General features: G+C 36.9%; 11 protein-coding genes and 1 pseudogene. 11 read left to right on the forward strand and 1 reads right to left on the reverse strand.

The features are described 5' to 3' along the window. Window positions 1-38 precede the first annotated feature (38 nt). The 9 genes and pseudogenes from BN3326_RS16450 to BN3326_RS16480 all read left to right on the forward strand — a co-directional run bounded on the left by BN3326_RS16450 (window position 39) and on the right by BN3326_RS16480 (window position 9,037). On the forward strand, window positions 39-1,094 hold the full coding sequence (locus tag BN3326_RS16450) for a TRAP transporter substrate-binding protein (RefSeq protein ID WP_070000353.1): 1,056 nt from the start codon (window positions 39-41) through the stop codon (window positions 1,092-1,094). Window positions 1,095-1,174: 80 nt separating this feature from the next. Further along, on the forward strand, window positions 1,175-1,657 hold the full coding sequence (locus BN3326_RS16455) for a TRAP transporter small permease (protein ID WP_070000354.1): 483 nt from the start codon (window positions 1,175-1,177) through the stop codon (window positions 1,655-1,657). Further along, window positions 1,657-2,946 (forward strand): TRAP transporter large permease, encoded by a 1,290-nt coding sequence (locus BN3326_RS16460; RefSeq protein WP_070000355.1) that lies wholly within the window; start codon window positions 1,657-1,659, stop codon window positions 2,944-2,946. Before BN3326_RS16455 ends, BN3326_RS16460 begins: the two co-directional genes overlap by 1 nt. A gap of 120 nt (window positions 2,947-3,066) precedes the next feature. Then, the gene (locus tag BN3326_RS16465; RefSeq protein ID WP_070000356.1) at window positions 3,067-4,083 is read left to right on the forward strand and encodes a zinc-binding alcohol dehydrogenase family protein; all 1,017 of its coding nucleotides are present in this window, start codon (window positions 3,067-3,069) and stop codon (window positions 4,081-4,083) included. Between the two features lie 62 nt (window positions 4,084-4,145). Continuing rightward, window positions 4,146-4,310 (forward strand): hypothetical protein, encoded by a 165-nt coding sequence (locus BN3326_RS22065; protein WP_171903853.1) that lies wholly within the window; start codon window positions 4,146-4,148, stop codon window positions 4,308-4,310. A 279-nt stretch (window positions 4,311-4,589) separates the two neighbouring features. Next, a pseudogene (locus BN3326_RS21265) lies at window positions 4,590-4,841 on the forward strand (mannonate dehydratase); the annotation flags it as partial. A gap of 118 nt (window positions 4,842-4,959) precedes the next feature. Further along, on the forward strand, window positions 4,960-5,664 hold the full coding sequence (locus BN3326_RS16470; RefSeq protein WP_070000357.1) for a YczE/YyaS/YitT family protein: 705 nt from the start codon (window positions 4,960-4,962) through the stop codon (window positions 5,662-5,664). 306 nt (window positions 5,665-5,970) lie between these two features. Beyond that, window positions 5,971-7,956 (forward strand): heparinase II/III domain-containing protein, encoded by a 1,986-nt coding sequence (locus tag BN3326_RS16475; protein WP_070000358.1) that lies wholly within the window; start codon window positions 5,971-5,973, stop codon window positions 7,954-7,956. Between the two features lie 34 nt (window positions 7,957-7,990). Next, window positions 7,991-9,037, forward strand: a complete 1,047-nt coding sequence (locus tag BN3326_RS16480; RefSeq protein WP_070000359.1) for an aldose epimerase family protein — start codon at window positions 7,991-7,993, stop codon at window positions 9,035-9,037. A 130-nt stretch (window positions 9,038-9,167) separates the two neighbouring features. On the opposite strand, the gene BN3326_RS16485 is transcribed toward BN3326_RS16480, so the two are convergent. Beyond that, window positions 9,168-10,025 carry a MurR/RpiR family transcriptional regulator gene (locus BN3326_RS16485; RefSeq protein ID WP_070000360.1) on the reverse strand — a complete coding sequence of 286 codons (858 nt, stop codon included), beginning with the start codon at window positions 10,023-10,025 and terminating at the stop codon, window positions 9,168-9,170. 312 nt (window positions 10,026-10,337) lie between these two features. On the opposite strand from BN3326_RS16485, the gene BN3326_RS16490 reads away from it, so the two are divergent. Beyond that, window positions 10,338-11,708: an FAD-dependent oxidoreductase gene (locus BN3326_RS16490; protein ID WP_070000361.1), complete on the forward strand. Its 1,371-nt coding sequence runs from the start codon at window positions 10,338-10,340 to the stop codon at window positions 11,706-11,708. A 69-nt stretch (window positions 11,709-11,777) separates the two neighbouring features. Continuing rightward, a complete protein-coding gene (locus tag BN3326_RS16495; protein ID WP_070000362.1) occupies window positions 11,778-13,070 on the forward strand; it encodes a citrate transporter in 1,293 nt (430 codons plus the stop codon). The last annotated feature ends 57 nt before the right edge of the window (window positions 13,071-13,127 follow it).

Here is a 13,127-nt window from a genome sequence, read left to right on the forward strand (position 1 = left end):
CATTTAAGAATATAGTAAAAAAATTAGGAGGGAATAGTATGAAAAAATTATTATGTATGATAGGGGCATTAGCATTAACTTTTAGTATGGCAGGGTGTGCTGCAAAACCAGAGGCTGCAAAAAGTGAGAGTAAAACGGAGACCACAGCACCAGCCGCGTCAGAGGCGCCAGCGGAAGTTATTAAACTACGTGTAGCACACAATCAAACATCTCTTGATAACCCATACCAATATGGACTTACTAAATTTGCAGAAGAACTTGAAAAACTATCAGGTGGGACGATGGTTGCAGAAGTATACCCAGGAACACTTGGTACAAATGAATCTGAACTTGCTATGAAACTCACAACTGATTCGGTTGATATGGTTGTTGCTTCTCCAGGATTTATGGCAAGTACCGGTGTTAAAGAGTTTGATTTACTTTCACTACTCTATTTATTTGATAGTTTTGAACATTGGGAGTCAACTATTGATGGTGAATTTGGAGATACAATGAAATCACTGATTTCAGAGAAGACGGATAATGAGTTTAAGGTTGTTGGTTATTATTCATCTGGTGTAAGAAATTACTATGGTAAAAAACCAATTACAGTACCTGCTGATGCAGCTGGGCTTAATATTAGATTACAAGCATCTCCAGTTCAACAACAATTCTGGCAAGCAGCAGGAGCCAACCCAGTTAGTGTAGGCTGGCAGGAACTTTATCAAGCTCTAAGTACAGGGACGACAGATGCGGCAGAGAATGATCATACGAATATGATGCTTCAAGAGCATCATAAAACACCAAATGGTAAATATACTTCATTAACAGCACACGATTATACAACAAGATTACTTTTAATGAATGGCAGAAAGTTTGATGGTTTTACAGAAGAACAACAAGGTTGGATACTTGAAGCCAGCAAGGCATCTGTAGCTGAAGAAAGAGCTGTAACATATAAAATGCTTGAAGAATCAAAAGAAAAAATTGTTGCAGATGGTGGGGTTATAAACGAAGTTGATTTAGAGACTTTTAGAACACTTGCAATGCCGATCCAAGATGCTTATGCGAAAGAAAATGGACTAGAAGATTTGCTTGCACTTACAAGAAAATAAATAATCTAAAGGAATAGAGAGTTTAATGGTTATCTACAAAGATAGCCTTAGACTCTTTTTTTTAGAAAGGACGGTTAGTAATGGATAAGTTATCTAGAATGATATATAAAGCAGAGCTTTCTTTAGGTGTGCTATTTATCAGTATATTCTTTGTTACCATTGTTATTCAAGTGGTTGGTCGCTATACAGGTGTTACTGTAAGCTGGACCGGAGAAGTTAGTTCGTACTCTTTCATATGGGCGGTGTTTATGGGGGCGGGGGCTATGACTTATGAGAATAAGCATTTTTCCTTTGCATCTTTACAAGAGAAATTAACTGGCAGGAAAAGAGAACTTATTAATATATTTATTTCGCTCGTTATTATGCTATATTCTTCAGCGACTTTATATTATGGCATTATAATAGCTAAGAAATTTTGGAATTATAGATGGATTAGCTTGCCGAGTATCAAAATGGGTTATACATGGTTGTGTGTACCTATTTTAGGAGGAACATGTACACTATTTTGTATCAACCATCTTATAAAATATTTTAAAAATTTTAGTGCGGGAGGGATAAAATAATGACACAAGCATTATTGGTTATTTTATTCACAGGGCTGATTGTTCTCGGCGTACCTATATCTTATGTGATTGGTATGGTAGCGTTTATAGGTATTTTATTAATTCCACAGTTAAGTGGTATTGTGGTTTTTATGAAAATGTTCACAGGACTTGATTCTTTTGTCCTTTTGGCAGTACCTTTATTTATTCTTGCAGCTAACTTAATGAATCATGGATCTATATCCAAAAAACTTATTGACTTATCTAGTGCGCTGGTAGGACATATAAGAGGGGGTCTTGCACATTCAAATATTTTGGTATCTATGATTTTTGCCGGGGTATCAGGATCGTCACAAGCAGATACTGCTGGTGTTGGTAAAATACTCATACCTCAAATGGAAGAAAATGGATATGACAAGGGTACGGCGGTAGGTGTTACCGCAGCATCATCTACTTTAGGTAGCATTATTCCGCCAAGTATTACGATGGTTGTTTATGCTGGTATTGCCAATGTGTCTACAAGTGCACTTTTTGTGGCAGGAATTATTCCGGGTGTTCTCTTAGGTTTAGCTATGATGCTTGTTGTCTATTTTATTGGTATAAAAAGAGGTTTTCCGAAAAATAAGAGAACCCCGCTTAAGACGACAATGCGTTTATTTTATAAGAGTGCACCTGCACTTATGACACCAGTAATCATTATTGGAGGTATTGTAACGGGAGCCTATACACCTACTGAGGCAGCAGCTTTTGCCTGTGTATATGCGCTTATTATTGGAATGTTTGTCTATAAAACAATCAAGATAAAAGATCTTCCAGAAATTATAAAAGAAACACTTAAGCTTAGCTCTTTATCACTATTTGCTTTATCTACAGCTAATGCACTTGGAGAACTCTTGGGATATTATAATGTATCAACTAAAGCATCTCAGTTCTTCGCGGGTATGCCAGGGGGTGCCTACACCTTTATTTTTGTAGTTGTTGTATTTTTCTTGATCATTGGGACATTTATGGATGCTGTTCCTGCTATGATACTATTTGTACCTGTTATTCTGCCTGCGGCGATTACGCTTGGGGTTGATCCTGTGCATTTAGGGCTTGTGATCATTATAACATTAGCACTTGGACTCGTAACGCCGCCTTATGGGTTATGCCTTTTAATAGCGGGAACTATTTCAGATCTATCTATTGAAGAATCCTTTAAGGGTGTGCTGCCTTATTTCTTAGTGGCTATAGCGGTACTCATTTTTGTTGCCTTTTTCCCAAATATTATTATGGGCATACCTAGATTTATTAATCCTAGTATTTTCTAAAATGTAATACTATTAACTATAAAAAAATGCACGCTTGATAAAATATTATGCTAAGGTACATAGTTTAATCTTTTTTATTGCGTTTTGTACCTCTGACATAGCGAAAGGAATGATTGGAAAATGAAAGCAGTATTAATACCTGAACCTCATAAAATTATGGTGATGGAAGTTGAGATGGAAAAACTGCAGAGTGAGAAAGATGTTCTAATTCGAGTCAAAGCTGGAGGGATTTGTGGGTCTGATATGCATGGATACCACGGAACATCCCCTTTTATAAACTACCCTGTTATACCGGGACATGAATTTGCGGGAGAAGTAGTTGAAGTTGGAAAGGAAGTAAAAGATATCGTTGTAGGGGATCATATTAGCGTAGATCCGGTGATTAGCTGCGGCGAGTGCTATGCTTGTAAGACTGGAAGATACAATGTGTGCTCAAGTCTTATGGTTCGAGGCGTGCATGTTAATGGAGGCTTTAAGGAATATGTTTCTATTCCAGCTTCGGCTTGTCATAAAATTGATAAGCATATTCCTTGGGAGGTGGCTTGTCTTGTGGAGCCCTTTACAATTGCATCGCAGTCCTTGGCAAGAGGAGGCATCACAAGAGAAGACATTATTTATATTGCGGGTGCAGGAGCTATAGGTCTTACAATTCTTTTAACGGCAAAAAGTGTAGGTGCAACTGTTATCATAGCTGATATATCTGATGAAAAATTGGCACGTGCTAAAGCCATTGGTGCAGACTATGTAATCAATACTATGAATAAATCGCTTGTAGATTTTATTGAAGAAACCGAGGGGGTTGAGGGGATAACCTTAGCTTTAGATGCGGTAGGGCATCCGAGTATTATAGAGGCTATTCTTCCTAATATGATGCCTACTGGCAGAGTCGTTCTTCTCGGGTTTTTGAAAACACCTTCTAATCTTATTCAGATGGAGGTAACAAAAAGAGAGTTAGATGTTAAGGGGTCTAGATTAAGCTGCAATAGATTCCCTATTGTAGTTGACTGCATAGAAAAAGAGATATTTAATCCAGAAAAGATAATTTCTCATAGGTTTAACTTTACAGAGATTGAAGAGGCTATTCATCTGCTAATCAGTAAACCTAATGAATGCTGTAAAATAGTTCTTTCTTTTTAGTTGATAAAAGGTTTTTAGTAAGTAAAGCCCTCAAGATATTAATTGTCTAGAGGGTTTTAGCTATGTACACCAAGCATAGCATTTTAGAAGAACTATTTGGTAATGCTGTACATTATGATAAAGAGAGTCAAATTTGTGCAACCTATGTCATGGAGACTGTTGAAAAAAACGATTGCAATGGCCGCTATAGTATGCAAAGATTTAGGAGAAGCCACTATTGCAATTGAATTACGGAAATAAATGGAGTAGAAGAATACTATGTTTACAACGTATATTAAACTTGAACAGAGGTATGATTATCTAGAGGACAGATTTGTAAAAGCACTTGTATCTCTGCGAAGATGCGCATAAATCGCGCTGTATTTCTAGAGAAGCTTGTGCTGTTAAAAAAAGATTGATAAAAATTAGAGTCTAATTATCAAAAGGAGGCAAAAAAATATGAAATTATCTTTTAGATGGTATGGTGAAGATGATAAAGTTACACTTCAGAATATCAGACAAATACCAGAAATGTAGCTGTTTTAGAAGATGGCAGAGGATTTGAAGAAAGAGCACATCTTTCTTCTTGTGGAAGTTTGGATATGTTTGCTATTTTGCAAGCGCTTCATAAAAATGGTTTTGATGGTTATATGAGGCCAGACCATGGGCGTATGATTTGGGGAGAAACTGGAAGAGCTGGTTATGGATTATATGACAGAGCTTTAGGGGCTACTTATCTTAATGGATTATGGGAAGCTCTAGAAAAGCTAGATAAGTAATAAAGGGAGTCTGAATGGCTTCTTTCGGCAAGTTGGGAACTAGCCAAAAGGTCTAGAATTGTGTTGACTGTTCTATTTAATAGCAAGTATACTAGAGAAGATTAAATAGGGGGTCGACATGAAACTAAAAAGACTATTCACTCTGTTTTTAGGGATTTTATTATATGGACTCGGGATTGTACTATCCATTAAAGCAAATCTTGGGATTTCACCTTGGGATGCATTTCACCAAGGGCTTTCAGCTCTAATAGGTGTTACCCTGGGGCAAGCTGGTATTGGGGTTGGACTCTTAATTCTGGTCTTTAATTATTGGCTTAAAGAAAAAATAGGTTTTGGTACAATTGTTAATATATTTGGCATAGGGCTGGTTATTGATCTTCTTTTCTACCTGGATCTCATACCAACAATGAATACACTATTAAGTGGAATAATAACAATTATAGTGAGTATGTTTACTATTGCTCTTGCGAGTTACTTTTATATTGGCGCAGGATATGGAACGGGACCTAGAGATGGACTTATGGTGGGGCTGGTTAAAAAAACAAATAAAAAGGTTGGTCTAATCAGAGGCAGCATTGAACTTACTGTTCTTGGGATTGGATTTATGCTAGGTGGAAAGATTGGACTGGGGACTGTCATTCTCGGAATTGGCATAGGACCTGTTGTTCAGCTTACTTTTAGACTTCTTCGCTTTAATGTAAGTGGAGTTAAACATGAATATCTTTTTGAAAAAAATAAGAGTGCAGACTATACAACAGAAGAACAGTCGTATAAAGAAAAGTGTGAAACAGAGCTGCAGTTCACAGCACAGAGTGAAATATAAAATAGGAGAGGCGTATTAAAATGCGCCTCTCCTATTTTTAGGTATTTGAAAATTTAGAGGCTCTTATTCATTTGCCTAGATCACGTATATCATACGTATAATTATAAACACGTCAGAAATCATACACGATTAGGTAAGATATTGGATATCTCCAAACGTGTAACCATATTAAAATGACAAAAAAGGCAAGGAAGAAAAGAGGAATAGACTATGCTGTATGAGTACAGTTAAAACCAAGCGGCATATTAGTTAGTCCAATTTTAAAAATTATAGAGTAGGTATTTTAAAGAGAGAGGGAGAATGAATATGATCCAATTTTCAAAGCAAGAGACTGGGAGGTTAAGGCAAAAGGCTATCAAACAACCTTATATTATACAAGTACTAAAAGAGCAGACGGAATCAATTTATAAAGCACCTGTTTTAGTACCGGCTGAGGGTATTGCAAATTGGGGACTTTACTATTACTGTAAAAGTTGTTCTGTGCATCTGACTTTTAATAGAGCAGACAGATTTCATCATGTATGCCCTGAGTGTGGGGCTGTTTATGAAGGAGAACCCTTTGACAGCACTTGGTGGAACTTTGTCAATACTGAAAACTATAAGGTCGCTTATACTATGGGGCTTATGTATCTCTTAAGCGAAGACAAAAGCTACGCCAGAAAAGTTATTGAGATACTAACGGCCTATGCCAAATATTATATAGACTACCAGATCCATGGAGATATTCCGTATAATGGACCGGGAAAGGCAGAGGCACAGACGTTAAATGAAGCTATCTTTATTAGAAATCTGGCTTTAGCCTATGACTTAGTTGAAGAATGCATGACAAGCGAAGAAAAGGAATTAATAAAGGACAGACTGCTTATACCAGGAGCGGAGTTTTTAAGAGAGCACCGCCACAATCAAATTCATAACCATGAAGTTATTACTAATTCTGCAATAGCTGTAGTGGGGGTACTTTATCAGCGTGACGATCTTATTACATTTGCTTTATATGAAAAATATGGTTTGTTATATCAACTGGAGCATGGCATATTAGAAGATAAAGTGTGGTTTGAATGTAGCTTTGGCTATCATTTTTATGCGCTGCTTAGTTTTCTTAGCTTTGAAAAATTTGCACTTAACACTTCTTATAGCACTATTAATCACCCCCATTATCAAGGGATGCTAGAAGCTGTATTCAACTTTTTGCAGCCGGATTTTTCGCTGCCACTGCTTAATGATACCAACTACGGGCATAGTTCGCTTAAACACAATTATTTATTTGAATTTGTTTACACGCACACAAGATCACCGCAGATTTTAAAGTTATTAAATGAAATCTACAAAGAGCAAGAGCGAAAAAACTTAGAAGCCTTTTTTTATGGGGTAGATGATCTACCAAAATCGGAACCTATAGAACTTAGATCGTATCATTCCGACAAAGGGTCTGGACATACTGTCTTAAGAGGAGATGACAATAGGTATTTATTATTTCGGCATGGTGCATATGGCGGAGAACATGATCATTATGACAGGCTCGGTATTTCTTATCTTGCACATGGAGAACGTATCGCGCCGGATATAGGAACCACAGGTTATGGCGCACCGCTTCACTATGATTACTATAAAAACACAGGTACTCATAATACCGTTGTCATCAATGAAGAAAACCAAATGCCTGCTGAAGGAAAGGTACTGCGCTTTGAAAAGGTGGGAAATATAACTTATATAGAAGCTGAAGTTGACTTTAAAAAGCCTTATGTGATGCCGGACAGCTTTACGATTGTACAGTGGGATGAGAAAAGTTATAAAAATGTGCGTATGGTTAGAAAAATAGCTTGGGCGGATACCTATATGGCGGACTTATTTATTGTGGAAGGGGTAGATGATTATTCTATTGATTGGTGTATGCACTTTTGTGGAATGAAATCAAGCCAACATGCGGATGAAAAGAAGATCCACCGTTTTTCTGATAAAAAGCCTTTCAAATATTTACATGATGTTACCCGGTTAGAGCCTATAGAACAAGTGAAAACAAGCTATAGGATTGGCGGGGCTAATCTTAATTTATTTACCTATCTTAAAGGTGGGGCAATTTACTATGGAGAAGGCCCAGATAACCCTTCTTTAAAAGATATGTCTTATGTTATACAGAGAATAGAGGGAAATAGTGCTGTATTTTTCAACATCATTGAATCTTATCAGGATCATGAAACTCTCTTAAACGTAGAGTTTAAAACAAGTGATGACAAAATAGAGGCAATTATTTATAAAAAAGATACAGTAGAAAAGGTGGTATTTGAGTTATAATGGTACAAGGTAATGAGATAGAGGAGGGAAGGGTATGATTTTCAAATCAGAAGTTATATATGAATATGACAACAAAAAAGTAAGAGAATACGTGATGTCAAATGACAGGATAGAGGTTCGAGTGATTAACATTGGAGCTAGCCTAAGGGGTATCTATGTGCCGGATAAAAACGGTAAGATGGAGAATGTTGTTTTAGCCCATCAAAATGTCGCGGAGTATTTAAAAGGATCGCCTTACTTTGGATCAATCGTTGGAAGAAGTGCAGGGAGAATTGCATTTGGTCAATGTGAACTCGGTGATCAACCTGTTCAATTAACGATTAATTCAGATGTGAACCATATTCATGGAGGTTTTCAAAATCTAGGGGTTTCCTATTGGGATATTGAGATGTTTGAAGACGAGAATGAAGCTGTCATTAGCTGTACTTGCAGCCAAGAAGATGGACATGAAGGCTATCCGGGAAATGCAGATTTCAAGGTTTTTTATCGTCTCAAAGATAATAGTTTAACGCTTGAATATGAGGGTGTGTGTGACAAACAGACTATTATGAATTTGACTAATCATGCTGCTTTTAATCTTAGCGGAGACTGCAAAGCAACTATTGAAGATCATGATTTAAAGATAGCATCAGAGTATGTTATGGAAGTAGATGCAAAGAAAAATGTTACGGGCAATCAACTAGCAGTTGAGCATACAGCTTTTGACTTTAGGTCTTTGGCTAAAATTGACAGCCGTTTAAAGAAAGGGCATCCGCAATTTGAAATTACAGGGGGGATTGATCATGCCTTTGTTTTACAGGATCCAAAGGAAATTGAGCTGATTGATGAAGTCTCTGGGCGAAAGATCAATCTCACGACCGATCAGGCATGCGTGGTGTGCTATACAACTAACTGGCTTGGTCAGCAAGTAACTTTGCAAAGTGGTCAACCAGCATGTAAACATATGGGGATTTGTTTGGAGACACAAGACTTTCCTAATGGTGTCAATCTAAAGGATTATAAAGTGAATCAGGTATTTAATGCAGGTGAAAAATATTATAGTAAAACGCAATTAGATTTTAGCGTAGTGAATCATAAATAGGAGCTATTTGAATAAAGCAGACAAGAAAAAGAGTGATGAAAATCCAAATTCTTGTCTGTTTTATTATAAGTTTTGGCTTGTTGTGTACTTGAACATACACGTTATAAAACCACCTGTAAGAGTCAGGTGGTTAATATTCAAAAATATAGTTATCCATCATTTGATGATTATTAAGCATAGCATCACTCGTTAATTTCTTTTGCCTAAGGGCTTTATCACTTTTAAGAAGTGCGCCGTAAATAATATCAATAACATATAAGAACATAAGATTATTTGATAAGGACATGGAGTTATGGGCTGTTACTTTATCAGAAGTAATAAACTTTAAGTCAACCAAGTCATTTAATTTAGGAGAATCGTAGCTCGTGATGGTAATGATTTTTGCGCCATGTTCATGACACGTCGTTACAGCTTGATAAATATCTTTGCTGAGAATAGTAGGGGCGATTATAATGGCTAAATCTTTTTCTCCTATATTCTCTGTATTAATGCGCATGTCTAACATATCAGTATGTGCTTTTGCAGATAATCCAACAAGATTAAATTTAAATTCTAGTTCATGGGCCACAAAAGAAGCATTAAAAAGAGCAATAATTTGAATGTTATGGGCTGATTTTATATAGTCTACTGCTTGGAAGACAATTTTCTCATCTAACATAGCAGAAGTATTCATTAACATTTGGCGATAATCCATTGTCATAGATTCAATAAAGCCAGTTTCACTGCTATAAGTATTTTGTTTTTTCATGCTATTATAAAAGTTTTCTTGAGCAAGTGCAATTTTAAAACCATTAAACCCTTTATAACCAAGTTTTTTGCAGAAACGGTTAATACTAGCTTCTGAGGTGCCGGTTTCTTTTGCAATAGTAGTGATTGTGCTAGACACAACATATTCTGCATTATTGATAACGTATTGACTTATTTCATTTTCGCTCATTGTGTAATTAGGCTGCATAGAAATAATTTTTGCGATAACTGCTGGTACCATTTTTTTACCTCACAATTAAGTATTTACAACATTACAATAACATAATGCAAACTAAATTGCAAACAGTGGCATAGGTAGTGGCGGTAATTTTCTTTGTTGGTGACTTGAAATGATTGATTATAAAAAAATAAATCAAATATATTGACGTCGAATGAAAATGATGATAGTATAATGACATAAAAAAGTATTTAATAATAATAAAAGTATACAATGTGCACAATTGGTGAGCTCGCGTAATAGCTTTGAAGTTTAAAAGAATGAAAATGATTTTCAGAAAAAGGCAGTATATTTTAAATGGAAAGGAAGAGATAAATGACGAAAAAAGTAAACTTACAGCCATTTGATGTGATTGTTGCAGGAGGCGGCGTTTCGGGGTGTGTGGCAGCTATTGCAGCTGGTCGAAGTGGGGCCTCGGTGCTTGTAATAGAACAGGCAGGTTATTTAGGTGGAACACTGACATCGTGTGGCGTAGGACCTATGATGACTTTTCATGCTGGTGAAAAGCAGATTATTAAAGGAATCATGGGGGAAATAGCAGAGCGTATGACAAAAAGAGGTTATTCCCCAGGACATATCAGAGATACGACAGGATACATAAGTTATTTAACACCTTTTAATGCAGAAGGCTTAAAACTCATATTAGATGAAATGTTAGATGAAGCAGGGTGTGAGGTGCTTTTCCATACTTTTATTGGAGCAGTTAAGTCTGAAGATCATAAAATAGCTAGTCTTACTATTTGTAATAAAAATGGTTTGAGTGAGATTGCGGGTAAAGTCTATATTGATGCAACGGGGGATGGGGATCTTGCTGCTTGGGCAGGAGCTTCAGTTATAAAGGGCAGAGAAACAGATGGGGCCATGCAGCCTATGACTACAAAAATGAAGTTTTGTAATGTAGACACATCCCTTTTAAGAAAGCACATTGCTCAGCATGCAGAAAAGTTTCCAAGACTCGTAGATAACATTGATCTTATGAATAAAACACCTTATCTTGCAATAGCTGGATTTATAGATGAGTTTAAAAGGGCTAAAGAAGCAGGAGAGATTTCAATTCCACGGGAAGATATCCTCTTTTTTGAAACGGATGTTCCGGGAGAATTTATTATTAATACAACGAGAATCATTGGGCATGATGCAACCGATGCAAAAAGCTTAAGTGATGCGGAAAGAACAGGTCGTATGCAATGTGCAGAGCTAGAAAGATTTTTACGTCGGCATGTACCTGGGTTTGAGAGAGCCCATCTTGAAATGACAGGACCTTCAATAGGTATTAGGCAGTCCAGACAGCTGAAGGGAGTATATACCCTTACAGCACAAGATATTTTGGAACGTAAGCAGTTTGATACAACGATAGCACATTCAGCTTACCCAATTGATATACATAATCCAAAGGGTGAAGGGACAGAAAGTATTTTTATGTCAGAGCCTGGAACTTACTACAGTATTCCTTATGAGATAATGGTATGCAATGAGGTGGATAATTTGTTGGTGACTGGACGATGCGTATCTGCAACATTTGAAGCACAAGCAGCCATTAGAACTACGCCTACAGCAGGCGCTTTGGGGCATGCCTGTGGTACAGCGGCAGGGATGGCAGTAAAAGCAAACCTAGATCCTAAGAAAATAGATGTTAAGAAACTGCAGAAGTTATTGAAAGAGCAAGATGCTTATTTAGAAGTATAGTGTTTGTTATTTTGATTTTGGCGGGACTAAAGTCCGTCTAAATAAATTATTTTTATGAGGAGGTTTTTTATGAACACACTACAAGTTATTGGAATTCTAGGTATATTTGCAGTACTCGTCATTCTTATGATGACTCGCAAAATACCAACCATTCTTGCACTGCCTATTATGGCAGTAGGTATTGCCTTAGTTGCAGGTATCCCTTTTATCTCATCAGATAAGGAAACTTTTACAATTGCAAAAGACGTGCTTGAAGGCGGTGCCATGAGAATGAGTACAGCTATTGCTGGACTTATATTTGGGGGATGGTTTGGCAAGATGCTGACCAAGATAGGTGTTACAAGAACGATTATCAGAAAAGCAGCTGAGCTTGCTGGGGATAAACCACTGCCGATAGCGCTTGCTTTCTTAGTTGTATGCTCTATTATTTTTGCAGCATCTAATGGACTTGGAATGGTTATTTTAGTTGGAACAATCATCCTGCCAATTATGATCTCAGCTGGCATCAGTCCGCTTGTCAGCGGTATTGTACTTTTGCTTGCAAACGGCATCGGAGTTACTTTTAGTGTAGGTACTTTGGGTGTCTACATAGATGTTTTAGGTTTGCCGCTTGGAACTGTTACAGCCTATTCATGGCTTTGCGGTATACCACTTATTATCGTTGCAATTATTATGATTGTTGTATCTATTAAATTCAGTGGTAAAACAAGTAAAGCTTGGGCCATGCCGTCTCTTGGGGCAGACGTTGTAACATCAGATAAAAATGTTAGAACAATAGCACTTATTAGCCCAATTATTCCTGTAGTTCTTGTTTTTGCATTTAAAATGCCTCTTGTACCAGCTATACTTATTGGTATTGCAGCTTCGTTAATACTTGCTACACCTAAAAATCCTATACAGATTGTTTCCAGTGCTTTTATAGAAGGGATTCAGGATACAGCAGGTGCAGCTGCTCTTATGATAGGGATTGGTATGACTTTGAAATCTGTTATGGCACCTCAAGTAGCTGAAATTTTACAGCCTGTTATCAGCGCGATTATTCCTTCAAGTCCGTTTATGTTTATCATCGTATTTGGGTTATTATCACCACTAGCAATATACAGAGGACCTCTTAATGTATGGGGGCTCGGTAGCGGTGTTGTTGCACTTCTTGCAGCAGCAGGCATGAATCCAGTTGCAGCTATGGTTGCACTGCGTTTAGATAGTAACGTTCAGGCTGTCTGTGATCCTACCAATTCGCATAATGTTTGGATTTCAGATTTTACAAAAACAGATGTTAATGAATATCTTAAAAAAACTATTATTTGGATTGCTATATCTACCTTTGTAGGTTTAATTGCAGCTAGCTTTATGGTATTTTAATAAGGAATTAAACAGCGCACATAGCACCAAAGAACGGTGCATAGGATCAAGTCATTT

The sequence above is a fragment of the Cellulosilyticum sp. I15G10I2 genome (assembly GCF_900095725.1).
In the GTDB taxonomy this organism is placed as follows: domain Bacteria; phylum Bacillota; class Clostridia; order Lachnospirales; family Cellulosilyticaceae; genus FMMP01.